The following is a 23,240-nucleotide window of genomic DNA, read 5'->3' on the forward strand; positions in this document are numbered from 1 at the left end:
TGGGCCCCGTGCGATGCTGGCGGAACGCCACCGGCATCCCCACATCGGAGGCATGCCCAGCGTGACACGCCGTACCGCCCTCCGCTCCGCCGCCGCCCTGCCGGTGGCCGCCACCGCCACTCCCCCCGCCCTTGCCCAGCCTGCCATCGCCCCGCCGACCGAACAGCTCGCCGAGCGCCCGCTCTTCGGCGCGGTGAGCTGGACCATGGCGAACGGGCTGCGCGTGGTGCTGGCCGAGAGCCGGCGGGTGCCGGTCGTCTCGCATTACCTCTTCTATGGCGCGGGCGCGGGGGAGGACCCGGCGGGCCGGTCCGGCACCGCGCATTTCCTCGAGCACATGATGTTCAAGGGCAGCCGCAACGTGGCGCCGGGCGCGCTGTCGCTGGCCGTGGCGCGGGAGGGCGGGCAGGACAACGCCTTCACCTCGCGCGATGTCACCGCCTACTACCAGACGGTCGAGGCCTCGCGCCTGCCGCTGGTCATGCGGATGGAGGCGGACCGCTTCGCCTATCCGCTGCTGCCCGAGGGCACGATCGAGCCGGAGCGGGCGGTGATCCTGGAGGAGCGCAACCAGCGCACCAGCAGCAACCCTCGCGGCCGCTTCTGGGAAGGGTTTGAGGCCGCCATGTGGGGGCCGCAGCACTGGCACGGCCGCCCGCTGATCGGGTGGGAGGAGGAGATCCGCGCCATCACGCTCGGGGATCTCCGCAACTTTCATGAGCGGCGCTATGCCCCGGGCAATGCCGTGCTCGTCGTCACCGGCGATGCGCGGGAAGCGGAGGTTCGGAAGCTGGCCGAAGAGTTCTACGGCGTGGTGCCGGCCCGGCCCTTCACGCCGCGGCAGCGGGCGGAGCCGGTGCCGGCCGCGGCCGAGCCGCGCTTCGTCCAGCACGACCCGGCGGTGCGCGAGGCGAGCTTCATGCGTAGCGCTATGGCACCGAGCCTCACCTGGGGCGAGACGCGCCATGCCTGGCCGCTCGAGCTGCTGGCGCATCTGCTCGGCAGCGGCGCCGGCAGCCGGCTGCACAAGGCGCTGGTGGAGACCGGGCTGGCGACAAGTGCCAGTGCCTCCTACGACAGCGAGACGGTGGGGCCGGGTAGCTTCAGCATCTCCGCCACGGCGCGGCAGGGCGTGCCGCCGGAGCGGCTGGAGGCGGCGGTGGATGCCGCCATCGCCGCGCTGTTGCAGGACGGGCCGAGCGAGGCGGAGGTGACGCGCTCGATCCGCCAGCTCACGGCGGGGGCGATGCTGTCGCTCGACGGCATCGGCGCCGCGCCGCGCATGCTCGGCGGCGTGCTGGCGATCGGCCTGCCGCTGGAGATGGTGGAATTCTGGCCGCGCTACCTGAAGGCGGTGACGCGAGAGCAGGTGGCAGCGGCGGCGCGGGCGGTGCTCGGCCAACCGGTCGGCACCACGGGCTGGCTGCTGCCGGGGGCGCCGGCATGACCGGCGAGCAGGGCTTTTCGCTCCCCATTCAGGTGGTCGAGGCGGGCGGCATCTCCACCTGGCTGGTCGAGGACCAGTCGGTGCCGGTGGTCTCGGTCGCCTGGTCCTGGGCCGGCGGGGCGGCGCTCGATCCAGCGGGGCAGGAGGGGGTGGCGGCGCTTGCGGCCTCCCTGCTGACCGAAGGGGCGGGTTCACTGCGGGCCGTCGAGTTCGGCGATGCACTGCGCGACCAGGCGATCAGCCTCAATTTTTCCGCCGACCGGGACAGTTTCGAGGGTGGCTTCCGGGCGCTCACCACCGCTCTGCCGGAAGCGGTGCGCCTTGCCCGCCTCGCCATGCAGGAGCCACGGCTCGATGCGGATGCGGTGGAGCGGGTACGGGCGCGCTCCATCGCCGCCGCCCGTCGCGCGCTGGAGACGCCGCGCGGCCAGGCGGTGCGGGCCTTCTGGGCGAATGCCTATCCCGAGCATTCCGCGGGGCGGCCGAGCGGCGGCACGGCAGAGAGCCTGGCTGCCCTGCCGGTGGAGGCGCTGCGGGCGGCGCTTGCCCGGCAGATCCACCATGAAGGGCTGCTGGTGACGGCGAGCGGCGCCATCACGGCGGCCGAGTTGCGCGGCCTGCTGCCGGCGCTGTTCGGCGGGTTGCCAAGCGGGGCGCCGCAGGCCATCGCGCCGCTGCCGGCTTTCCGTGGCTTCGGCCAGCAGGTGCTGCCCGTCGCCTCGCCGCAATCGGCGGTGATTTTCGGCCAGGACGGGCTGGCCTCGTCCGACCCGGATTGGGAGGCGGCGCAGGTCGTGCTGCGCATCCTGGCCGGGGGCGGCTTCTCCTCCCGGCTGATGCAGTCGGTGCGGGAGCAGCGCGGCCTCTCCTATGGCATCGGCGCCGGGCTCGACCTGCTGTTCCGGCATGGCGTCGTTATCGGCTCGGTGGCGACGGAGAATGCCCGCGTCGCCGAAACCCTGGCGGTGACGCGGGAGGAGTGGGCGCGCATGGCGGCGGAGGGGCCGAGCGAGACGGAGCTGGCCGATGCGGTCGCCTTCCTCACCGGCTCCATGCCGTTGCAATTCACCGACAGCCGGCGGATCGCGGAGACGCTGCTGATGCTGCGGCAGAACGGTCGGCCGACCGACTGGCTTTCCGGCCGGCCGGCGCGGCTCCGGGCGCTGACGCGGGAGCGGCTGGTCCAGGTGGCGGCGCGGATGCTGACGCCGGATGGGCTCTCGGTCGTGGTGGCGGGGCAGCCGGCGGGGTTGTGAGCCGGCGACGATTTCCCCGCCCGGCCGCTTTGCGTTAAGCCAGAACGGTCGAAGCGGGGGAGAGGCGCATGGCGCAGGAACTGGCGGCCGCCTGGGCGGCGGTGATGGCTCTGGCCCGGACGCCGCGGCCGGATGGCAGCACCCCTGCCTCGATCCGCCCGCTCTTCGCCGCCGATCCGGAGCGGTTCCGCCGCTTCTCCCATGCCGCTGACGGGCTGCTGCTCGACCTCTCCAAGACCGCGATGAGCGATGCGGTGCGGACGGCGCTGCTCGGCCTCGCCCGCGCCGCCGACCTGCCCGGGCGGCGCGATGCCATGGCGCGGGGCGAGGCGGTGAATGTCACCGAGCGGCGGGCGGCGCTGCACATGGCGCTGCGCGGCGAAGGCGGCTTCCGCGCCGGAGGGGAGGATGCCTCGGCCGAGGTGGCGGGCGTGCTCGGGCGGATGCGGGACTTCGCCCAGGCCGTGACCGAGGGCCGGCTGCGCGGGGCGACGGGCGAGCGCTTCACCGATGTGCTGAATATCGGCATCGGCGGCTCCGATCTCGGCCCGGCCATGGTGGCGCGGGCGCTGTGGACACCGGCCTCGCCGCTCAGGCCGCACTATCTCGGCAATGTCGATGCCCATGCCTGGGAGGAAATCCGCCCCCGGCTCGACCCGCGGCGGACGCTGGTGCTGGTGGCGAGCAAGACCTTCACCACCCAGGAGACCATGACCAATGCCGCTCTGGTCCGCGCCTGGCTGGCCGAGGGCGTGGGCGAGGCGGCGGTCGGCGGGCATCTGGCGGCGCTCTCCACCAATTTGAAGGCCACGGCCGGCTTCGGCATCGCCGAGGACCGGGTCTTCCCCTTCCGCGACTGGGTGGGCGGGCGCTTCTCGCTCTGGTCGTCGATCGGGCTGTCGCTGGCGGTCGCGCTGGGCTGGGAGGCCTTCGACCGGCTGCTGGCCGGGGCGCGGGCGATGGATGCGCATTTCCTGTCGGCGCCGCTCGAGGCCAATCTCCCGGTGCTGCTGGCGCTGGCGGAGGTCTGGCACGTCAACGGCCTCGGCTATGCCACGCGGGCGGTGCTGCCCTATGACGAGCGCCTCGCCCGGCTGCCGGCGCATCTGCAACAGCTGGAGATGGAGAGCCTCGGCAAGCGGGTGACGCTGGCCGGCAAGCCGGTCGGGCATGACACGGGGGCGGTGGTCTTCGGCGAGCCGGGGACCAATGCGCAGCACAGCTTCATGCAGCTGATTCACCAGGGCACGCGGCCGGTGCCGGCCGACATCATCCTGGTGAAGCGGCCAGATCACGCGCACCCGGACAGCCACCGGAAGCTGCTGGCCAATGGCCTCGCCCAGTCGGCGGCGCTGATGCGGGGCAAGACCGAGGCGGAGGTGCGGGCCGAGATGACGGCGGCCGGCACCGAGCCGGCGGAGATCGAGCGGCTGCTGCCGCATCGCGTCTTCCCGGGCGACCGGCCGACCGCGACGCTGCTGCTGCCGCATCTCGATGCCTTCACCCTCGGACAGGTGGTGGCGCTCTACGAGCACAAGGTCGCCTCGCTCGGCATCCTCTGGGACATCAACGCCTTCGACCAATGGGGGGTGGAGCTCGGCAAGCAGCTGACCGGACCGATTCTCAAGGCGCTGGAGGGCGACACGGCCGAAGGACAGGACGGCTCGACCCTCGGCCTGCTGGCGGCGCTGCGCGAGGGTTGAGATGCGGATCGCCGTCATCGCCGACATCCACGGCAATCTCCGTGCGCTGGATGCGGTGCTGGCGGACCTGCCGCGGCACGGGGCCGATTTGGTCATCAATCTCGGCGACTGCCTCTCCGGGCCGTTGCAGCCGGCGGAGGTGGCGGACCTGCTGATGGCGCTCGGCTGGCCGACCGTGCGCGGCAACCATGACCGGCAGCTGCTCGACCGGCCGGTCGAGGCGATGATCCCCTCCGATACCTTCAGCGCCGCGCGGCTGACGCCGGCGCATCGGGACTGGCTGGGCGGCTTGCCGGCGGTGCTGCGTCCGGCGGAAGGAGTGCTGGCCTGCCATGGCACGCCGTCCGACGACCTGACCTATGCGCTGGAAGTGGTGGCCGGGCCGCATCATTTGCGCCCGGCGACGGCGGCAGAGGCCGCTCAGCGGATCGGAGCGACGCCGGGGGCGGGGTTGGTCCTCTGCGGCCATTCGCATCTGGCGCGGATGGCGCGGCTGCCGGATGGGCGGCTGGTGGTCAATCCGGGCAGCGTCGGCCAGCCGGGCTACTGGGATACCGAGCCGCATCCGCATGTCGTCTTCGCCGGCACGCCGCATGCGCGCTATGCGGTGGTGGAGCGCGGGCCGGCGGGGTGGAGCGCCGAATTCCATGCCATCCCCTACGACTGGGATGCCGCAGCCGCGGATGCCCGCGCGGCGGGGCGGGCGGACTGGGCGCGGGCGCTTGCGACGGGGCAGCTCGACTATCCCTGAGCCGCGCCCTGGCGGGCGGTGCGGCGGCGCCTTATCTTTCGGGGTGGAGGTTCGCTTCGCCCCCATGACCGCTCCCGTGCCGAGCCCCCGCTGATGCCCATCCGCCTCCTCTCCGAGACCACCGCCAACCGCATTGCCGCCGGCGAGGTGGTGGAGCGGCCGGCCGCCGTGGTGAAGGAGCTGGTGGAGAATGCCCTCGATGCCGGGGCGCGGCGCGTCGTCGTCACGCTCGAGGGCGGGGGGATCGAGCGCGTCGTCGTCGAGGATGACGGGCATGGAATGGGGCCGGAGGATCTCGGCCTCGCCGTCGAGCGACACGCCACCTCCAAGCTGCCGGAGGAGGCGATGCTCTTCCGCATCGCCACGCTCGGCTTCCGTGGTGAGGCGCTGCCCTCGATCGGTGCCGTGGCGCGGCTCTCCATCACCTCGCGGCCACAGGGCGGGGATGCGCATGCGCTGATCGTCGAGGGCGGGCGGAAGGGCGCGGTGGTGCCGGCCTCCGGCGCGCCGGGCACGCGGATCGAGGTGCGGGACCTGTTCTATGCCGTCCCGGCCCGGCGGAAATTCCTGAAATCCCCCCGTACCGAGGCCGACCAGGCGGTGGAGGCGGTGCGGCGCCTGGCCCTCGCCTGGCCGGAGGTCGGCTTCCGGGTGACGCAGGATGGGCGGGAAGTGCTGGCCCTCGCCCCTGCGGAGCGGGATGCACGCATCGCCGACCTGCTCGGGGTGGATTTCGCCGGGGCCAGCCTGCCGGTGGCAGCGGAGGGGAGCGGCCTCGCCCTTTCCGGCTTGGCCGCCCAGCCGGCCTATACGCGGGCGACGGGCATGGAGCAGCACCTCGTCGTCAACCGGCGGCCGGTGCGGGACCAGCTGCTGCGGACGGCGCTGCGGGTGGCCTATCGCGACCTGATCGCGGCGGGGCGGCATCCGGTGGCGGCACTCTTCCTCGACCTGCCGCATGAGGCGGTGGATGTGAATGTCCATCCGATGAAGACCGAGCTGCGCTTCCGCGACGAGGCGGGGGTGCGCGGCCTGCTGATCGGCGCGCTGCGGCGGACGCTCTCGGCCGGCGCGGGGGTGGCGGCGCCGGCCCCGGCGCTCACCGCCTATGCGCCGCGCAGCGGCTGGTCGGGCGGCTGGCGGCGGCCGGAACCGGCGCCGCTGCCGGACCGGATCGGCCTCGCCGAGATGCAGCTCGCCCTGACGCCGCCGCCGCCCGAGCCGGCGCCTGAGCCAGCGCTCGCCTTGCCGCTTGGCTTCGCTCCGCCGCGGCCTCCTGCCCCGGCGCCGGCGCCCGCCCCCGCCGCACATCCCCTCGGGCGGGCGCTGGCGCAGATCATGGAGACCTACATCCTCGCCGAGGCGCCGGACGGGGCGCTGGTGCTGGTCGACCAGCATGCGGCGCATGAGCGGCTGACGCATGAGGCATTGCGGGCCCAGCTCATCGAGGGCGGGGTGCGCGCGCAGCCGCTCCTGCTGCCCTCGGTCGTGGACCTGCCGCCGGCGGATGCGGCGCGGCTGCTCGGCTTCGCCGCGGAGCTGGCGCGGCTCGGCCTGGAGGTCGAGGGATTCGGACCGGGCGCGGTGCTGGTCCGCGCCTTGCCGGCGCTGCTCGGCCCGGCCGATCCCGGGCCGCTGCTGCACGACCTCGCCGAGGAACTCGCCGCCTATGACGAGGCGACGGCGCTCGACCGCAAGCTGGATGCCGCCGTGGCGCGGCTCGCCTGCCACGGCTCGGTGCGGGCCGGGCGGCGGCTCACCCCGCCCGAGATGGATGCGTTGCTGCGGCAGATGGAGGCGACGCCGCGCGCCGCCACCTGCTCGCATGGGCGGCCGACCTTCCTCCGCCTCGGCAATGCCGATCTGGAGAAGCTGTTCGGCCGGCGTTGAGGGACAGTCGCGACGGGGTGTCCTTCTTTGACCGATGCGTCACCCGGCGTGGATGATGGCTTCATCCGCGTGATCGCAAGCTCCCGGCAGGCGCTCGGCGCCTACAAGCAACAGGGAGAGCGACCATGCGTTTCGCGTCCATGGCCTCGATCGGCGCGGCGGCCCTGCTCGCCGCCATGCCGCCCGGCGGCAAGGCCCTTGCGGATGACAGCGACATCCCGGGCATCAACCGGCGCTCCGCCACCTTCGAGCGGCCGATGCACGAGAACCCGGAGATGCGGCCCTTCATGAACCGGGCTGCTCCGGCCTCCACGCCGCGCGTCGCCGACGCCCCGGCGCCGGCGATGCCCGCTGCCCCGCCGGCACCCACCCCGGTTTCGACCCGCATGAACGTACTGCACGATGCGGATTTGCTGATCCAGGAGGCGGAGGCCCGCATCCGCGCCCAAGATGCGCGCCAGGCCGAGGCCGCGCTGGAACGGGCCGAAACGGCGTTGCTGAACGGCAAGGCCGCGGGCGAGGCGGTGCCGGAGGATGCGATGAAGCCCCTCGGCCAGGCCCGCAACGCCCTTCAGCGCCACCGGATGGCCGCCTCGGAACGCCAGGCAGAGGCTGCACGGCAAATCATCGCCTCGGCGCGATAGGGCTTCGAGTCCGAAACGTCACGGCTTGAGCGCGGGCGGCATCCGTGGGAGAGGTTCCGCGATGCCGCCCTTCCATCTCGCCGCGGCGGGCCGGTGGCGTGGCCTGTTCGCCTGGTCGCCGAGCCCCGCGATTCGAGCCTCGCTCGGGCTGCATGCCGGCGGGCTGCTTGCCATGGCCGCCGAGCCGGGCTGCTGGCCGGAGACGCTCTCGGCCATCGCCGCCAATCATCTGGCGCTTACCGGCTGCATGCATCCACGCTGCGGCCTGCTCGGGCCGGTGCTGACGCGCCTTGACGGGGCGGAGCCGCGCATCGCCCTCACCTTCGATGATGGGCCGGACCCGGAGGTAACGCCACGCGTCCTCGACCTGCTCGATGCCTGGGGGGCCAAGGCCAGCTTCTTCGTCATTGGCGAGCGGGCGGCGCGACACCCGGCCCTGCTGCGGGAGATGCTGCGGCGCGGCCATGGCGTCGAGAACCATACCCATCGCCACCCGCTCGGCTTCGCCGCTTTCGGCCCGGGAGCGATGCTGCGCGAGATCGAGACCGCGCAGGCCGCCATCGCCGATGCCTGCGGCCAAGCGCCGTGCCTCTTTCGCCCTCCGGCGGGGCTGCGCAGCCCGCTGCTCGACCCGGTGCTGTCGCTGACAGGGCTTTCCCTCGCGGCTTGGACGCGGCGCGGCTATGACGCGGTTTCGCCGCATCCCGGGCGGGTGCTGGCCCGGCTGAGCCGCGGCCTCGGGCCGGGCGACGTGCTGCTGCTGCATGACGGGCGCTCGGCCCGGGGCTATCCGGGCCGGGCCGTGGTGCTCGAGGTGCTGCCGGCGCTGCTGGACCGGATCGCGGCTGCCGGCCTCAGCGCCGTCGCACTGCCGCCACCGGAGGAGGCGCCACGCGATGCCGCCGCCACAGCAGGGTCGGCAGGCGCGGCAGCATCCCGAGCACCAGCCGCGTATGCATCCAGGTGAGCAGCAGGTTGTCCCGCGCATAGTGGAAATGCGAGACACCGCCTTCTTCCTTCGACAGGTAGCGGCAGGGCACCGGCAGGTTCACCACCGGCAGGCCGTGCCAGCTGAGGCGGACGGCGGCCTCCGGGTCGAAGTCGAAGCGACGCATCCAGCGATGCCGCTCCATCACCGCGACCAGCGGCGCCACCGGATAGAGGCGGAAGCCGAAGAGGCAGTCGCCGATGCCGCCGCCCAGTGTCTGCACATTGGCAAGCCAGTTGGAGATGCGCCGCCCCTGCACACGGAGCGGAGGCGCCTCCGGCCCGAAGACCGGACGGCCGAGGATCATCGCCTCCGGCGCGGCGCGGGAGGCGGCCATCATCGCGCCGATGCGGTCGGCCGGGTGCTGGCCATCGGCATCCATGGTCAGCGCATGGGTGAAGCCGCGCCGCGCCGCCTCGCGGAGGCCGTGCAGCACCGCCCCGCCCTTGCCGCCGTTGCGCGGCAGGACCATCACCTCGAGGCCGGGATCGCGCTCGGCCTCGGCCAGCAGCAGGGCATCGGTGCCGTCCGTGCTGCCATCGACGACGACCCAGACCGGGGTCCAGGCGGCGCGGGCCTCGCGCACGGTCTGCAGCACGCGCGGCCCGGTGTTGTAGCTGGGGATCAGGACCAGCCGCGTCTCCCGCGGCATCAGCGCGAGGCCTGCACCGGCAATTCCTCGCGGAAATAGGCCTCGAGCCCGGTGACGAAGCCCTGCGGGTCCTCCCCTACCTCGAAGCGACGGCCGAGGCGGATGCGGTAGACCAGCGGCAGCTGCGGCCGGCGGAAGAGCGGCCAGCCCTTGCGCAGATATGGGCTGTCCGCCTCGATCAGCAGCGTCTGCACCGGGGCGCCGGCGGCCTTGGCCATCACGGCGAAGCTGCGGTGGAAGGCATCGATCGGCGGCGATGACGTGCGCGAGCCCTCGGGAAAGATGACGAGCTGGGCGCCGTCGCGGATGGCCTGGGCGGCACGGCGAATCATCGGCAGCGGCGCATCGTTGCGGATATAGGCCGCCAGCCGCACGCTGCCGCCATAGAAGATGTTGTCCCAGAGCGCCGCCTTGGTGATGCAGACGACGCGCGGCAGGCGGGAGGTGAGCAGCACCGCATCCAGCATCGTCGGGTGGTTGGGGGCGATGACCAGAGCACGCTCCCGGCTCAGCCGGTCGAGTTCGGAGAAGTCGATGCGCAGCACGCCGCTCAGCCGCATCACGCCGATGAACCAGCGGAAGCCGAGCATGATCATGAATTGGCCGAAGGCCTCGCCGGAGCGCTTCGGCAGGACGCGATAGAGAAGTCCCGCCGGCATGCTCCACAAGAAGCAGCTCAGGCCGAACAGCATCACGCAAAAATAGAAAGCGACCGGATAGTAGATCGCGGCCAGCCAATCGAGAGGCGAGAGGCTCTCGCGCGGGTGCCGCAGACTCGTTGTCGGCTGCATCTTTTCCGGGCCTTCCTGTTCGCGTAATATAGTCTTGCGTGATGCTTGACGTCCAGGAGCCGGCCGGACCGTGACAGGGAAACAGGGGTTGCAGGCTGCGGTTCGGCCGCCTGCGGAGATTAGCACGCCAAGCGGCCGGGAGGACGAGGCCCGCCCCGTACCGCATCCGACTTTAACCGAATATTACCAGAACGCCGACGCCCGCGATGGCTTCGTCCGGCAATTGTTCGACCAGGCGGCGGGCTCCTACGACCGGATCAACACCGCCTTCTCCCTCGGCTCCGGAGCCTGGTACCGGCGGCGGGCGCTGTGGCAGGCCGGGTTGCGGCCGGGGCAGCGCATGCTGGATGTCGCCATCGGCACCGGGCTCGTGGCGCGGGAGGGGGTGCGCATCCTCGGCCGGCCGGAGGCGGTGACGGGCATCGACCTCAGCGCCGGGATGCTGGCCGAGGCGCGGCGGAGCCTCGCCATCCCGCTCATCCGCGGGCGGGCGGAGGCGCTGCCCTTCGCCGATGCGAGCTTCGACTTCCTCAGCATGGGCTATGCGCTGCGGCATGTGCCCGACCTCGTCACCGCCTTCGCCGAGTACCGCCGGGTGCTGCGGCCGGGTGGCAGGCTGCTGCTGCTCGAGATCGGCCGGCCGGAAGGGCCGCTCGCCTACCGGGCGGCCCGCTTCTATCTCGGCCGGGTGGTGCCGGCGCTCAGCCGCTTGACCGGCGACGGGGCGCGGGCCGGGCTGATGATGCAGTACTACTGGGACACCATCGATGCCTGCGTGCCGCCCGCGACCATCCTCCAGGCACTGCGGACGGCCGGGCTCGACGGGACGCGTTGCGAGACGCAGCTCGGCCTGTTCCGCGCCTACATGGCCGGGAGTCCGGCATGAGCGCGGCGCTGGCGCGTGAGGTGGCGGGGCTCTATGCCGGCGCCTCGCGCTTCGCCCAGGGCTATGTTGGTGGCAAATTGCGTACCGATCCGGCGAGCCGGGCGGTGTTGGAGCGGGCGGCGGCCAGGCCATTCGGGATGGTGGCCGATCTCGGCTGCGGCCGGGGGCAGCTCGGTCTCGCCCTGCTGATGGCGGGGCGGGCGCGGGAGGTGATCGGCCTCGACCGCGATGCGCGGAAGATCGCCGAGGCCCAGGCGGCGGCGGCAGGGCTGCCGGCGCGCTTCACGGCGGGTGACCTCACCGCGGACAGCGTGCCGGATTGTGACACCGCGCTGCTGATCGACGTGCTCTACCAGCTCCCCGCCGAGGTACAGCGGCCGGTGCTGGCGGCGGTGGCGGCGCGGGCGCGGCAGCGCGTGCTGATCCGTGCCTTCGACCCGGCGCGCGGCTGGCGCAGCGCCTTCGGCCTCGCCATGGAGCGGGCTGGACGCCTCGTCCGGGGCGACGGCAATGCCATCGCCCCGCTGCCGATGGAAGAGCTGGCGGCGCCCTTTCGGGCGGCGGGCTTCGCCGTCGCCGTCACGCCCTGCTGGGAAGGGACACCCCTGCCGAACGTGCTGCTGGTTGCGGAGCGGTAAGGCAGGCGGCCTCGCTTCGAATGTTCCGCGAACTGTGTCGCCCGGTTCCTTGCCTCGGCGGGCAACCGTCTGATATCGAGAGTCAGGTTGAGCAACACCCGTTAACACCAGCGCCACAACAAGGTTTCACGGCTCCATGCCTGACGGCACCATGACTCCCACTTTCACTGCGCCCGGCCTTACCGCGCAGGAACTCGAAGTGGCGCGGCTGATCGTGAGCGCGCTGTCGCTCGAGGTCGCGCCCGAAGCGATCGAGCCGGAGGCCCCGCTCTTCAACGAGGGGCTTGGCCTCGACTCGATCGATGCGCTGGAGATGGCCCTGGCCGTCTCCAAGGCCTATGACGTGAAGCTCCGCTCCGATGACGAGCGCAACCACCGCATCTTCGCCTCCCTGCGAAGCCTCACGGCGCATATCGAAAAGCACCGGACGCGTTGAGCGCATGCCGCGCGGACGCAGCCTCCTCCGGTTGCTGCTGCTGATCGCCGCCTCGGTCGTGCTGGCGGTGCTGCTGGTTGGCAACCCGGTGGCGGCGGCGCTCGGGAATGCGGCGGTGGCGCTGCGCTTCGGCCTGACGCTGCTGCCGGGGCGGGAGCCGCTGATCGCCCATTACAGCCGCTTCGACTGGGCGGGGCCGCCGGAGGGCGGGTATACGCGGGCGCTGACGCTCGCCTGGGCGCTGCTGCTCGGCGGCTTCGCGCTGGCTCATGGCGCCCTCGCCGCCACCGGGCGGAATGACGTGCCGCTCGCCATCGTCGAGCCGCTGGTCTGCGCCTTGTTCTTCCTCGGTGAGCATGGGCTGCGCAACCGCCGCTTCCCGCAGCACGGGCGGGCGACGCCGCTGCGGACGCTGCGGGCGATCGGGCTCGCGCATGGGCTAGTCCGGCATGCGGGCTGAGGCAGCGTTGCCGCTCGTCGACCGCGAGCTTGCGGAGGTGATCTGCCATCGCCCGGCCGGACCGGTGACGGTCGGCCGCCTGCTCGGCGAGGCGCGGGCGCTCGCCGCACGGCTGCCGGCGACGGGGCACCCGATCAATCTCTGCGCCGACCGCTACCGCATGCTGCTCGGCTTCGTCGCCGCGCTGATGCGAGGGCACCCGACGCTGCTCAATGCCGATGCCTCGCCGCACCGGCTGCGGGCGCTGGCCGAGGCCTATCTGGGGACCTATCTGCTGGCGGACAAGCCGGTCGCCTCCGATATGCCGCTGGTCCTCGTCGAGGATGGCGCGGCGGAGGAGTGGACGGGGCCTGTGCCGATGCTGCCCGCCCGGCAGCTGGCCGCCATCGCCTTCACCTCCGGCTCCACCGGCCAGCCGACGGCCCATCTCAAGCCCTGGGATGCGCTGGTCGCCGCGGCGCTGGCCGCCGCCGAGCGCTTCGCCCTCCGCCCCGGCGACGGGCCGGCGAGCAGTGTGCTGGCGACCGTGCCGCCGCAGCATATGTACGGCTTCGAGACCACAATCATGCTGCCGCTGCAGGCCGCGCTCGCCTGCCATGCGGGCGAGGCCTTCTTCCCCTCCGACGTGTTGGATGCGCTGGACGGGCTGCCCGAGCGCCGGCTGCTGGTAACGACGCCGCTGCATCTCCGCGCCCTGCTGGCCGAGCGGCGCCGGCCGGCGCCGCTCGCCGCCGTCATCTCGGCGACCGCGCCACTGGCCATGAGCATGGCCGAGGCGGTAGAGCGCGACTGGGGCGCGCCGATGCTCGAGATCTACGGCGCCAGCGAGGCCGGCTCCATGGCCAGCCGCCGCACCGCGCTGGAGCCGGATTGGTTGCCTTACTCCGGCATCCGCATGGGGCAAAGCGAGGTCCATGTGCCCGGCCTCGGCGTCGTGCCGCTGGCCGATGCGGTGGAGCCGGCGCCGGGCGGCCGCTTCCGCCTGCTCGGGCGGCGGGCCGATCTGGTGAAGCTCGGCGGCCGGCGGGCCTCGCTCGCCGAGCTCAACCGCGTGCTGGCGGAGGTGGCGGGCGTCGAGGACGGCGTCTTCGTTGCGCCGGAGGATATCGAGCGCAATCCGGCCGCCCGGCTCAGCGCCTATGTGGTCGCGCCGGGGCGGAGCGCGGAGGAGATCCTGGCCGCGCTCCGGCTGCGGCTGGAACCGGTCTTCCTGCCCCGGCCGCTGGTGCTGGTGCCCGCCCTGCCCCGCAACGGCCTCGGCAAGCTGACCCGTGCGGCGCTGGACGGGCTGCGCCTGGCCATGGCGGCGCCGTGACCACTCGCTTCGAGGTGCCAGCGGACCATCCGGCCTTCCCCGGGCATTTCCCTGGCCGGCCGATCCTGCCCGGCGTCGTGCTGCTCGATGCGGTGCTGCAGGCGGCCGGGCTCGGCCAGGCGCATCTGCTGCGGGCGAAATTCATCGCGCCCGTCCTGCCGGGGGATGCGGTCGAGATCAGCCTCGCCCCGCGCGCCGGCGGACGGGTCGGCTTCACCTGCGTGAGCGGGGGCAGGACGGTGCTCTCCGGGGAGTTGGCATGCGCACCGGCGCCCTAGAATGGGTCGATGCGCCAGAGCGGGGCAGCGTGCGCCTCGCCCGCTTCATGGTCTGGCTGGTGCATACCATCGGCTGGTGGCCGGGCCATGCGCTGCTCTACCCGATCGCCTTCTACTTCATGCTCTTCTCGCCCCGGCAGCGGCGGGTGGCGCGGCGCTTTCTCGGCCGGGCGCTGGGGCGCAAGGCGGGGTTCGGCGATGTCTTCCGGCTCTATTTCGCTTTCGCCTCCACCATCCTCGACCGCGCTTTCCTGGTGACAGGGCGCACCGCGCACTACCACATCGAGGTGCACGGGCTGGAGGCGCTCAAGGCCCGCATCGCCGAGGGCCGTGGCTGCCTGCTGCTGGGTGCGCATATGGGCAGCTTCGAGGCGTTGCGGGCCGTCGCCGATGCCGGCAGCCCGGTCGAGGTCGCCGTCCTCATGCATGAGGCGAATGCGGCGCGGCTGAAGGCGGTGTTCGACGCGCTCGGCGGGGCGAAGCGGCAGGAAGTGGTGATCCCCCTCGGCACCACCGATGCCATGCTCCGCGCGCGCGAGGTGCTGGAGCGCGGCGGGCTGGTCGGGCTGCTGGCCGACCGGGCGCCGCGGGGCGAGCGGATGCAGCCCGTCCCCTTCCTTGGGCAGGAGGCGCCGCTGCCGACCGGGCCGCATGTGCTGGCCGCCGTGCTCGGCGCGCCGGTGATGCTCGCCTTCGGCCTCTGGCGCGGACCGAGGCATTACGAGGTGAGGTTCGAGCCCTTCGCTGATGCCACGCCGCCCGGCCGCGCCGGACGGCAGGCGCTGGTTGAGGAGCGCGTCCGCCGCTACGCCGCAAGGATCGAGGCGGTCTGTCGGCGGCACCCGTACAACTGGTTCAACTTCTATGATTTCTGGCAGGAGTGCGGGCGTTGAGATGGGCCCTGCTGCTGCTCCTCGCGCTTGCGATGCCGGCGCGGGCGGAGGATCCGGCACTGCTGCGCCTGATGCAGGGCTTCGCCGCCCAGCCGCGCTCCGAGGCCCGCTTCACTGAGGATAAGGTCATCCCCGAGCTCGACCTGCCATTGCCGAGCCAAGGCCTGCTGCGCTGGCAGGCGCCGGACCGGCTGGAGAAGCACACCACCTCCCCCATCGACGAGATGCTGCGGGTCGAGGGAGGGCGGCTGCTCTATGAGCGGCCCGACCGGGGCATCCGCCGCGAATTCGGCCTGGAAGAGCAGCCAGAGATGCGGGCACTGGTCGAGGCGGTGCGCGGCACGCTGGCCGGCGACCTGGCCACGCTGCACCGCTACTACGAGATCGGCTTCACCCCGGAAGGTGCCGGGACGCCCTGGCGGATGGTGCTGAGCCCACTGTCCATCCGCCTGCGGGCGGCGGTGCAGCGCATCACCGTCAGCGGCCGCGGCGCGCAGGTGCGGAGCATCGAGACCGAAGGCGGCGGCGGCGTGACGCGTATGCAGATCAGCCCGTGAGGCGCCTCCTCGCGGCGCTGCTGCTGCTGGCGGCGCTGGGCGGGGGGCTTGGGGCGCTGGTCGGCGTCAGGGCCGACCTCGCCGAGTTCCTGCCGACCGGCCGCAGCCCGGCCAGCACCTTCCTGTTCCGCGAGTTGCAGAGTGGCGCGGCGACGACGCTCCTGCTCGCCGGGATGGAGGGCGCCGAGCCGGCGGAGCTTGCGAGGGTTTCACGGGAAACAGCGGCGGGATTGCGCGCCTCCGGCCTGTTCGATTTCGTCGGCGACGGGACGGTGACACTCGGCGAGGGCGAGCAGGCGCTGCTTTTCCGCTACCGCTACCTGCTCTCGCCCGAGACGCGGCCCGAAGCCTTCACCGCCGCCGCTCTGCGGCCGAAGCTGGAGGCGCTGCTTGAGGGGCTGCGCAGCGCCGCCTCGCCGCTGCTGGCGCGCTTCGGCTTCACCGACCCGACCGGGGCCTTCCTCGGCCTGGCCCACGCCTTCCTCGCCGAGAGCCGGCTGGAGGTGCGGGATGGCGCCTGGTTCGCCGCCGAGGGACCGCCGCGCGCCCTCCTGATTGCCCGCGCCCGCAGCGGGGCGGGGCTGGATGCGGAGGCCCAGAGGCAGGCGATCGCCGCCTTCCGCGCCGCTTTCGAGGCCGCGAAGCCTGGCCCGGCGCAGCTGCTGCTGAGCGGGCCGGGCGTCTTCGCCAGCGAGGCAGCGGCATCGATCCGGGCCGATGTGCGGCTCATCACCCTGGCCTCGGGTGGGCTGCTCGCGGCCTTCCTGCTCTGGCGCTACCGCTCGCTCATGCTGCTCGGCCTGGTCGCGGTGCCGCTGGCGGCGGGGACGATCGCCGGCTTCGCGGTGACGGCGCTGGTCTTCGGCGGGAAGGTGCAGGGCATCGCCTTCGGCTTCGGGATGACGATGCTGGGCGTGACCGTTGATTATCCGATCCTGCTGGCGAGCCTGCGCCGGCCGGAGGAGGGGTTGGCGGCGGCGGCTCGGCGCATCTGGCCGACGCTCCGCCTTGCCGCCGCCTCGGCCGCGACGGGGCTGGCGGCGATGCTCGGCTCCGGCTTCCCCGGCCTCGTCCAGCTCGGCGTCTTCGCCGGGACGGGGCTGCTGGTGGCCGCGGCCACGACGCGCTGGGTGTTGCCCTGGCTGCTGCCAGAGGCGCGGATCGCGGCACGGCCGCTGCCCGGGCCCATCCGGGCCGGGCTCGGCATGCTGCGGGGGCGGAGGCGGCTGGCGGGCGGGGTGGTGCTCGGCGCCGGGCTGCTGCTGCTGGCGCTTGGCGGGCCGGCCTGGCAGCGCGACCTGGCGGCGCTGAGCCCGGTGCCGCGCGAGGCGCAGGCCCTCGACGGCGAGCTGCGCCGCCAACTCGGTGCGCCGGATGTGCGCGTGCTCTTCGCCCTCGGCCCGGGGACGGAGGCGGAGGTGCTGGCGGCGTCCGAGCGGCTGGCCGAGGCGGTGGCGCCGCTGCTCGGCCAAGCGCTGCAAGGGATCGACCTGCCGAGCCGCTACCTGCCGAGCGAGGCGACGCAACGCACCCGGCAGGCCGCCCTCCCTGCCGCCGGGATGGCGCAGGCCGCGCTTGCCGAGGCCATGGCGGGCCTGCCCTTCCGCCCGACCGCCTTTGCCCCATTTCTCGCCGCTCTCGGCGAGAGCCGTGCCCTGGCGCCACTCACCGCCGCTGCCCTTGCCGCCGAGGCGCCGACCCTCGCGGCCCGGCTCTCGCCGCTGCTCTTCCGGCGGGGCGAAGCGGCGCAGGGCGTTGCCCTCGCCCAAGGGGTGCGGGATCCGGCCGCCCTGGCCGCGATGGCGCAGCGGCTCGGTGACCCGCGCATCCTCTTCATCGATGTGAAGGCGGAGACGGAGGGGCTGCTCGATGCCTATAGCCGTGCGACGCTGCTCTGGGCGCTGGCCGGGGCCGGGCTGGTGCTCGGCCTGCTCGCGCTCGGCCTCGGCGGGGTAAGACGGACCTTCCGCGTGGCCGGGCCGATCGGTGGGGCGCTGCTCGTCACCCTGGCGGCGCTCACGGCGCTCGGCGAGGCGCTGACGCTCTTCCACCTCGCCTCGCTGCTGTTGCTCGCGGGGCTGGCGATTGACTATTCTCTTTTCCTCGCCGGTGACGCGACCGACGACACGATGGGAGCCATCTTGAACTGCGCCGTCTCCACCCTGCTCACCTTCGGGCTGCTCGCCTTCTGTGGAACGCCGGTGCTGCACGGGATTGGGCTGACGGTCTCGATCGGCGTGGCAAGCGCCTTCCTCCTCGCCTGCGCCATGGCTCCGAGGCCCCTTCTCCATGCCTGACCGCTCCCCCCTCTGGCCGCTGAGCCTCGCGGCCGCCACCACCGTCACCGCCCTCGGCGCCGGCATCGCGCCGCTGCGGCGGGCGCTGCATGCGCGGGAGGGCGGGCTGCGGCCGAGCGAATTCCCTGGCGGGCCGGAGGATATCTGGGTCGGACAGGTGCCGGGGGTGGAGGCGGTGGAGCTGCCGCCCGGCCTCGCCCGCTTCGCCTGCCGCAACAACCGCCTGGCGGAGATGGCGCTCGCCAGCGATGGCTTCGCCGAGGCGGTCGCCGCCGCCGTGGCGCGGCATGGGCCGGAGCGCGTTGCCGTCGTCCTCGGCACCAGCACGGCGGGGATCGAGGAGACGGAGCAGGCCTACAGCCGCCGAGATGGCGCGGGCGCCCTGCCGGCCAGCTTCGACTATGCCGGGTCGCATGACCTGCAAAGCCTGCCAGCCTATGTGCGGGCGCGGCTCGGCCTGCGCGGGCCGGCCTTCGCCGTCTCCACCGCCTGCACCTCTGGTGCGCGGTCGATGCTGGAGGCGGCCTCGCTGATCGCTTCGGGGCTTGCCGATGCGGTGGTGGCGGGGGGCGTCGACAGCCTCTGCCGCCTGACGCTGCACGGCTTCGCCTCGCTCGAACTGCTCAGCCGCGGGCGGCCGACGCGGCCCTGCGCCGCCGACCGCGACGGCATCTCCATCGGCGAGGCGGCCGGCCTCGTCCTGTTGACCCGGCCGGAGCATGCGCCGCCCGGCGCACCGCTGCTGCTCGGCGCCGGCGCCAGCAGCGACGGGCACCACATGTCCTCGCCGCACCCGGAGGGTCTCGGCGCCGTCAGCGCCATGCGGGCGGCGCTGGACGCGGCGGGGTTGACGCCGGGGGAGGTCGACTATGTCAACCTCCATGGAACCGGCACCCGCGCCAATGACGCCATGGAAGACCGCGCCGTCCACCACATGTTCGGCGATGACGTGCCCTGCAGCTCGACCAAAGGCTGGACGGGGCATGCGCTTGGCGCCTCGGGGGCGGTGGAGGCGGTCATCGCCATGCTCTGCCTCGAGGATGGGCTGGTGCCCGGCTGCCTCGGCGTCGCCGAGCGCGACCCTGAATTCCGCAGCGCCATCGCCATCGCCAATCAGGCGCGGCCGGTGCGGCGCATCGCCAGCAACTCCTTCGGCTTCGGGGGCAGCAATTGCTGCCTGCTGATCGGCCAGGCCGCGTGAAGTGCTGGATAGCGGGGGTCGCGGTCCTCGGCGCCGGCCTGCCGGGCTGGACGGCGGGCGAGGCGGCCCTGGCCGGCACCGCGCCCTGGTGCATGGGCGACGTGGTGCCGCCGCCCCCTGCCCTGCTGCCGCCGACCGAGCGGCGCCGGACCAGCCCGGCGGTGCGGCTGGCGCTCGCCGTCGCGGCGGAGGCGACGGCGGGGATCGAGGACCGGGCGGCGCTTGAGACCGTCTTCGCTAGCAGCAATGGCGATGGCGCGGTGGTCGGCGGCATCCTGGAGGCGCTGCACGACCCGGCCGGCATCGCGCTCTCGCCGACGCAGTTCCACAACTCGGTGCATAACTCCGCCGCCGGCTACTGGCATATCGCGGTCGGCTCGACGGCGCCCTCGATCAGCCTCGGCGGGCATGACGGCAGCTTCGCCACGGGGCTGCTGGCGGCGGTGATGGCCGTTGCAACGCGCGGAACCTCGGTGCTGCTGTGCGCCTATGACCTGCCGCTGCCGGTGCCGCTCGCTGCGGTGCGACCGACTGGACCCGGCTTCGCCACTGCGCTGGTGCTGCGGCCGGAGCCTGTCGCGGGAGCAATGGCGCGGCTCTCGCTCCGGCATGTGGCGGAGCCGGCACCCGCCGCGCCGCCAAGCGATGCGCTCGACGCACTCGCCGAGGGCAACCCCGCCGCCCGCGCCCTGCCGCTGCTGCGGGCGCTGGCGGCGCGGCGCCTGGCGCGGATCGGCCTGCCGCTCACTGCCGACACCCATCTCGCCCTGGAGCTGGACCCGTGCTGAACCGCGAGGCGATCGTCGCCCTCGTGCCGCATCAAGGGGCGATGTGCCTGCTCGACCGCGCGCTGGAATGGGATGCCAGGCGCATCCTCTGCGAGGCGGAGAGCCATGCCGCGCCCGGCAACCCGCTGCGGCGGGACGGGATGCTGCCGGCGGTCTGCGGCCTCGAATTCGCCCTCCAGGCCATGGCGCTGCACGGCGCGCTCTCGGCCGGCGGGGTTCCGCAGCGGGCCGGCTTCGTCAGCAGCCTGCGCGATGTGAGGATGACAACCGGGCGGCTCGACACCGTCGCCGGGCCGCTCCGGATCGAGGCGGTGGCGCTGGTCGCCGAAGAGTCCGGCTTCATCTACCGCTTCGACATCGCCGGCGAGGGGCGGAGCCTGCTCGCCGGACAGGCGGCGGTGATCCTGCCATGAACCAGCGGCGCGCCCTCGTCACCGGTGGAGCGAGCCCGCTCGGCGCCGCCATCTCCCGTCGCCTCGCGGGCGAGGGGCATGAGGTGCTGATCCACGCCCATGCCGGGCTCGGCCGCGCCGAGGCGCTGGCGGCGGAGCTTGGCGGCGCGGGCCATCGTGCCAGCGCCTTTGCCGCCGACCTCACCGACATGCCGGCGACGGCCGTGGCGGTGGAGGCGCTGCTGGCGGTTGGGCCGATCCAGATCCTCATCCACAATGCCGGCACCCATGACGACGCGCCGCTCGCCGGCATGAGCGAGCAGCAATGGCGCAGCGTCGTCGATGTCTCGCTGAACGGCTTCTACGCCGCGCTGCGCCCGCTGATCCTGCCGATGATCGGCACGCGCTGGGGGCGGATCATCGCCATCTCCTCGATCAGCGGGATCATGGGCAATCGCGGGCAGGCCAACTACGCTGCAGCCAAGGCGGGGCTGATCGGGGCGGTGAAAACGCTCTCGCTCGAATACGCCTCGCGCGGCGTGACCGCGAATGCGGTAGCACCTGGCATCATCGAGAGTCCGGCCGTGGCGGCGGCCATGCCGCGCGAGCGCATCGCCCAGATCGTGCCGGCGAAGCGCGCCGGGCGGCCGGAGGAAGTGGCCGATCTCGTCGGCTTCCTTGCATCGGACCAGGCCGGCTACATCACCGGTCAGGCGATCGCCATCTCGGGCGGGCTTGGTTAAGGCGGCATCGGTTCATACTGGCTCACGGAGCCCGCTCTAACCTGTTGGCCGGTCAAGCGAATGCTTGCGACCGCACGATGTCACCTGCCTGGAATTCAGACCTAGTTTCGTTTTGATTAAGGAATTAACAATCGCGCGGCGCGAGCCTGTCGGGGTGAGTGCGTCTGCGGCGCAACGCGCCGGGCCAGGCTCATCCCCTGCCCGTGATTTTGATGGACAGCGCGGCTCTCGATTTGTTGTTGTTATATATGCAAAGGAAGGGAAAATCCCTGTGTCATTCGGCATTCTGAACCGCACGAAAGATGCCAACCCCATGCCGGAGCCGGCAGCGAAGCCGCGCGAGGCCGACGCCGCTATCCCGGTCTTCCGCCCGGCCGGCAACAAGCCGCCGAACGCCTCCGTCCACCCCGACGCGACCACTCCGGCCATCGTGCCGGAACCGATCGACCTGCGAACCCTCGTCGTGGGCCGCGGCATCCGTCTGCAAGGCACCGTCGCCGATGCGGAGCGCCTGGTCGTCGAGGGCACGGTGGATGCCAGGATGGAAGCGACCGAGTTGATGGTCACCGCCGGCGGCACCTTCCGCGGCGAGATCACCGTCGACGTCGCGCATGTCGCCGGTCGCTTCGAGGGCTCGATCACCGCGCGCAAGCGCCTCGTCATCCGCGAGACCGGCATCGTCACCGGCACCGCGCGCTGCCATCGCCTCTCGGTCGAGGAAGGCGGGCAGCTCACGGCGCAGATGGAGATGATCGGCGAGGCACCGGCCAAGCGCGCCTTCCATCCGGAGCCGGCGGTTCAGGCCGGCGGCTGAACCACCTGATAGGCGCGTCAAACCCATGCCAGGCAAGGTGGGCGCGCTTCCGCCTCGCCCACCTCCACCGGGCCGGCGCGTTGCCGCCCCGGCGTTTCCTATCCTTCGGTCATCGCCCCGTTTCCCACGCCGCGACGAGAGCTTCGGATGACCAGCACCACCGGCAAGATGATGCATGTCGCCGCCTGGGGCGTGACGGTGCTAGCCAGCCTCTTCGTGCCGGCCGCCGGCTTCGTCCTGATGCGGCTGCAGGGGCCGGAGGCCTTCCTCGCCCTGCCGCCCTTGCACCTCTCGATCATGCTGGCCGCGCTCTTCCTGCCGCCCTGCCTGCTGATGCTGATCTTCACCTGGCTGACGCAGCGCATCGAGCTCGGAACGCTGACCGACAACCTGCTGCGCCAGACCACCATCTTCTGCAACCAGCGCGCCCTGTCCGAGACGCTGGTGGAGGAAGTGCGGGCGCAATCGGCGCTGATGCAGGAGCAGCTGCGCACCGCCGCCGCCGACCGGGTGACGGAGCGGCGCATGACGCAGCTGCTGTTCCAGGAGACGCGGCTGCTGCGGCTGACTGCCGAGTGGAATCTCGTCGTCAGCGAGTTGGGCGGCATCCTCGTCGCCATGTGGCGGCTGATCCATGGCTGGACGGAGCCGGGGGCGGAGGCGCGCTATTCGTCCCTGCCGCCGCCGGAGGAATTGCCGCTGCACATCCTCCGCATCCTGCCGGTGACGCCGAAGGAGATGGCGAAATACGACATCGACGAGCGCTTCGTCCGCCAGGCGGCGCGCTACCGCGCGGTGTTCCAGGCCTTCCTCGAGCAGGTGCCGGAGACCGGTAAGGTGTCGAAGACGGCCTTCCGCCAGCTCATCTACGGCCAGCTCGATGCGCGGCTGGCTCTGCTGCCGCGCCCCAACCATGGCGAGATCATCGAGCCGGAGACCCTGGCGACCGAGCCCTATACCGGGCAGGACAGCCTGATCGACCAAGCCTAGCTTTGTGCGCCCGACTGCACGACGATGGCGTTCTGCAGGTTGCGCACCCAGTTGTTGTAGTTCCGGTGGATGGTGCCGCCGTTGTAGTCGAGATTGGTGCTGGTGACGTAGCGGATGCTGAAGCGCCGCGTGTCGTAGGGAATGTCGACCACCGCCTGGTGGCTGCGGACGTTGAGCGTGCCGCGCATCAGGCCAGGCCCCTGCTCCTGCATCACCCAGCCGAGCCCGGCGCCGGCCCGCCTGATCTCCGCGGCGCGCTGCGAGAGAGTGCCGCGGCCGATGAACTCGCCGCTGCCTTCCTGAAGCGGCGCCGGGCGTGCGCAGGCGGCGAGGGCGAGGATGGCGCCGAAGGCCATCAGGCGACGCTGGATCATGGGAGGCTGTCTCCTGTGTTTCCTACCGTTACAGGAAGCTAGCGCAACCGCAGCGG

25 protein-coding genes are annotated in these 23,240 nt (G+C 72.6%); 22 read left to right on the forward strand and 3 right to left on the reverse strand.

Annotated features, from left to right (window positions below; all coding sequences use genetic code 11):
* Positions 1-52 precede the first annotated feature (52 nt).
* The 7 genes from EP26_RS20045 (at position 53) to EP26_RS20075 (ending at position 8,658) form a co-directional block, all read left to right on the forward strand.
* Complete coding sequence (locus EP26_RS20045) at positions 53-1,447, forward strand: M16 family metallopeptidase (protein ID WP_043341298.1); 1,395 nt, start codon at positions 53-55, stop codon at positions 1,445-1,447.
* Complete coding sequence (locus EP26_RS20050; protein WP_043341257.1) at positions 1,444-2,703, forward strand: M16 family metallopeptidase; 1,260 nt, start codon at positions 1,444-1,446, stop codon at positions 2,701-2,703. Before EP26_RS20045 ends, EP26_RS20050 begins: the two co-directional genes overlap by 4 nt.
* A 68-nt stretch (positions 2,704-2,771) precedes the next feature.
* Positions 2,772-4,406, forward strand: coding sequence for a glucose-6-phosphate isomerase (pgi, locus tag EP26_RS20055; protein WP_052389418.1), 1,635 nt, complete (start codon positions 2,772-2,774; stop codon positions 4,404-4,406).
* Position 4,407: 1 nt separating this feature from the next.
* A complete protein-coding gene (locus EP26_RS20060) occupies positions 4,408-5,157 on the forward strand; it encodes a metallophosphoesterase family protein (protein WP_043341258.1) in 750 nt (249 codons plus the stop codon).
* 93 nt (positions 5,158-5,250) lie between these two features.
* The gene (gene mutL, locus EP26_RS20065; RefSeq protein ID WP_043341260.1) at positions 5,251-7,047 is read left to right on the forward strand and encodes a DNA mismatch repair endonuclease MutL; all 1,797 of its coding nucleotides are present in this window, start codon (positions 5,251-5,253) and stop codon (positions 7,045-7,047) included.
* Positions 7,048-7,172: 125 nt separating this feature from the next.
* Positions 7,173-7,691 (forward strand): hypothetical protein, encoded by a 519-nt coding sequence (locus tag EP26_RS20070; RefSeq protein WP_043341262.1) that lies wholly within the window; start codon positions 7,173-7,175, stop codon positions 7,689-7,691.
* A gap of 61 nt (positions 7,692-7,752) precedes the next feature.
* Positions 7,753-8,658 (forward strand): polysaccharide deacetylase family protein, encoded by a 906-nt coding sequence (locus EP26_RS20075; RefSeq protein ID WP_043341263.1) that lies wholly within the window; start codon positions 7,753-7,755, stop codon positions 8,656-8,658.
* Here the strand turns inward: EP26_RS20075 and EP26_RS20080 are convergent.
* Complete coding sequence (locus EP26_RS20080) at positions 8,546-9,331, reverse strand: glycosyltransferase family 2 protein (RefSeq protein ID WP_043341264.1); 786 nt, start codon at positions 9,329-9,331, stop codon at positions 8,546-8,548. The genes EP26_RS20075 and EP26_RS20080 overlap by 113 nt on opposite strands.
* Positions 9,331-10,122 (reverse strand): lysophospholipid acyltransferase family protein, encoded by a 792-nt coding sequence (locus tag EP26_RS20085; protein ID WP_052389419.1) that lies wholly within the window; start codon positions 10,120-10,122, stop codon positions 9,331-9,333. The genes EP26_RS20080 and EP26_RS20085 overlap by 1 nt, the downstream gene beginning before the upstream one ends.
* 70 nt (positions 10,123-10,192) lie before the next feature.
* On the opposite strand from EP26_RS20085, the gene EP26_RS20090 reads away from it, so the two are divergent.
* The 15 genes from EP26_RS20090 (at position 10,193) to EP26_RS20160 (ending at position 22,810) form a co-directional block, all read left to right on the forward strand.
* The gene (locus EP26_RS20090; RefSeq protein ID WP_084112685.1) at positions 10,193-11,008 is read left to right on the forward strand and encodes a class I SAM-dependent methyltransferase; all 816 of its coding nucleotides are present in this window, start codon (positions 10,193-10,195) and stop codon (positions 11,006-11,008) included.
* Positions 11,005-11,646 (forward strand): class I SAM-dependent methyltransferase, encoded by a 642-nt coding sequence (locus tag EP26_RS32165; RefSeq protein ID WP_052389420.1) that lies wholly within the window; start codon positions 11,005-11,007, stop codon positions 11,644-11,646. Before EP26_RS20090 ends, EP26_RS32165 begins: the two co-directional genes overlap by 4 nt.
* Positions 11,647-11,782: 136 nt before the next feature.
* Positions 11,783-12,082: a phosphopantetheine-binding protein gene (locus EP26_RS20100; RefSeq protein WP_245624460.1), complete on the forward strand. Its 300-nt coding sequence runs from the start codon at positions 11,783-11,785 to the stop codon at positions 12,080-12,082.
* A gap of 4 nt (positions 12,083-12,086) precedes the next feature.
* Positions 12,087-12,542, forward strand: a complete 456-nt coding sequence (locus EP26_RS20105) for a hypothetical protein (RefSeq protein WP_043341266.1) — start codon at positions 12,087-12,089, stop codon at positions 12,540-12,542.
* 7 nt (positions 12,543-12,549) lie between these two features.
* A complete protein-coding gene (locus tag EP26_RS20110) occupies positions 12,550-13,857 on the forward strand; it encodes an AMP-binding protein (RefSeq protein ID WP_052389422.1) in 1,308 nt (435 codons plus the stop codon).
* Positions 13,854-14,135, forward strand: coding sequence for a 3-hydroxyacyl-ACP dehydratase FabZ family protein (locus tag EP26_RS20115; protein ID WP_043341269.1), 282 nt, complete (start codon positions 13,854-13,856; stop codon positions 14,133-14,135). The genes EP26_RS20110 and EP26_RS20115 overlap by 4 nt, the downstream gene beginning before the upstream one ends.
* On the forward strand, positions 14,117-15,028 hold the full coding sequence (locus tag EP26_RS20120) for an LpxL/LpxP family acyltransferase (protein WP_043341270.1): 912 nt from the start codon (positions 14,117-14,119) through the stop codon (positions 15,026-15,028). The genes EP26_RS20115 and EP26_RS20120 overlap by 19 nt, the downstream gene beginning before the upstream one ends.
* Entirely contained in the window at positions 15,025-15,585 is a 561-nt protein-coding gene (locus EP26_RS20125; protein ID WP_084112686.1) for a LolA-related protein, read from the forward strand. Before EP26_RS20120 ends, EP26_RS20125 begins: the two co-directional genes overlap by 4 nt.
* Entirely contained in the window at positions 15,582-17,882 is a 2,301-nt protein-coding gene (locus EP26_RS20130; protein ID WP_043341273.1) for an MMPL family transporter, read from the forward strand. Before EP26_RS20125 ends, EP26_RS20130 begins: the two co-directional genes overlap by 4 nt.
* On the forward strand, positions 17,875-19,083 hold the full coding sequence (locus EP26_RS20135; RefSeq protein ID WP_043341275.1) for a beta-ketoacyl-[acyl-carrier-protein] synthase family protein: 1,209 nt from the start codon (positions 17,875-17,877) through the stop codon (positions 19,081-19,083). The genes EP26_RS20130 and EP26_RS20135 overlap by 8 nt, the downstream gene beginning before the upstream one ends.
* Positions 19,080-19,871: a beta-ketoacyl synthase chain length factor gene (locus EP26_RS20140; RefSeq protein WP_211259489.1), complete on the forward strand. Its 792-nt coding sequence runs from the start codon at positions 19,080-19,082 to the stop codon at positions 19,869-19,871. Before EP26_RS20135 ends, EP26_RS20140 begins: the two co-directional genes overlap by 4 nt.
* Positions 19,865-20,284, forward strand: a complete 420-nt coding sequence (locus EP26_RS20145) for a hypothetical protein (protein WP_043341277.1) — start codon at positions 19,865-19,867, stop codon at positions 20,282-20,284. Before EP26_RS20140 ends, EP26_RS20145 begins: the two co-directional genes overlap by 7 nt.
* A complete protein-coding gene (gene fabG / locus EP26_RS20150) occupies positions 20,281-21,006 on the forward strand; it encodes a 3-oxoacyl-ACP reductase FabG (RefSeq protein WP_043341278.1) in 726 nt (241 codons plus the stop codon). The genes EP26_RS20145 and fabG overlap by 4 nt, the downstream gene beginning before the upstream one ends.
* A 271-nt stretch (positions 21,007-21,277) precedes the next feature.
* Entirely contained in the window at positions 21,278-21,820 is a 543-nt protein-coding gene (locus tag EP26_RS20155) for a bactofilin family protein (RefSeq protein WP_052389423.1), read from the forward strand.
* Between the two features lie 147 nt (positions 21,821-21,967).
* Complete coding sequence (locus EP26_RS20160) at positions 21,968-22,810, forward strand: hypothetical protein (protein WP_043341280.1); 843 nt, start codon at positions 21,968-21,970, stop codon at positions 22,808-22,810.
* Here the strand turns inward: EP26_RS20160 and EP26_RS20165 are convergent.
* Positions 22,807-23,184 (reverse strand): hypothetical protein, encoded by a 378-nt coding sequence (locus tag EP26_RS20165; protein WP_043341282.1) that lies wholly within the window; start codon positions 23,182-23,184, stop codon positions 22,807-22,809. The two genes, EP26_RS20160 and EP26_RS20165, sit on opposite strands and share 4 nt — an antisense overlap.
* Positions 23,185-23,240 lie beyond the last annotated feature (56 nt).

The sequence above is a fragment of the Belnapia moabensis DSM 16746 genome (assembly GCF_000745835.1).
GTDB lineage: Bacteria > Pseudomonadota > Alphaproteobacteria > Acetobacterales > Acetobacteraceae > Belnapia > Belnapia moabensis.